The sequence below is a fragment of the Rhizobacter sp. P2_H2 genome (assembly GCF_056403375.1).
The window spans coordinates 1-699 of the sequence record NZ_JBFUFP010001703.1 but is presented as its reverse complement, the minus strand read 5'-3'; the positions used below and the strand labels follow the sequence as shown (position 1 = coordinate 699).

At 70.8% G+C, this 699-nt stretch carries 2 protein-coding genes; both read right to left on the bottom strand.

The features are described from left to right. Positions 1-195, bottom strand: a 195-nt coding sequence (locus tag AC1D15_RS35715; protein WP_477829816.1) for a hypothetical protein, incomplete at its 3' end; no start/stop codon positions are given. A gap of 53 nt (positions 196-248) precedes the next feature. Further along, positions 249-699 (bottom strand): sugar phosphate isomerase/epimerase family protein (locus AC1D15_RS35710; protein WP_477829815.1); only part of this gene is annotated, 451 nt, incomplete at its 5' end.

Below are 699 nucleotides of genomic sequence, written 5' to 3'. Positions count from 1 at the left end.
GGCCAGCACCTGCACCACGCGCGGGTTCCTGAAGAAATCCTCGACGTCGACCGCGATCAGGCCGGTCAGTGCAGTCGCCGCGGCCGGCTCGGTGGCGGCCAGCTGCGCCGGAGCGCCTCGCAGCGAGAACCAGAGTGCCCCGCCGAAACCTCCCAGCAGGGCGAGCGTGACCAAGAGCCTGGCCGTTTTGTTCATGAAGACGCGACCGTCAATGCAGACGGCGCGAGTCTAGGGCCTCTCGGGGTGGATCAGACGGCGCTGCGGTGCCGCGCGATGCAGGTGTCCAGCACCTCGCCGCCCGGCCGCTTCCACCAGTCCTCGCTGGAGAAGATCTCCACCTCGCTGTAGCCCGCGTAGCCGGCGTCCTCGACCCAGCCGCGGATGCGCGGGATGTCGATCACGCCGTCGCCCATCATCGCGCGGTCGTTCAGCAGGTCGCGCGTGGGCACGCGCCAGTCGCAGACGTGGAAGGCCAGCAGCCGCTCGCGGCCGGCGCGTTCGATCTGCGCCTGCAGCTTCGGATCCCACCACACGTGGTACACGTCCAGCGCCACGCCCAGCGCGCCGCTGCGGCCGGGGTCCAGCGCATCGCACAGGTCCAGCGCCTGCTCGATCGTGTTGACGCAGGCGCGGTCGGCCGCATACATCGGGTGCAGCGGCTCGATCGCGAGCGGCATGCCGGCGCGGCGCGAATGCTCC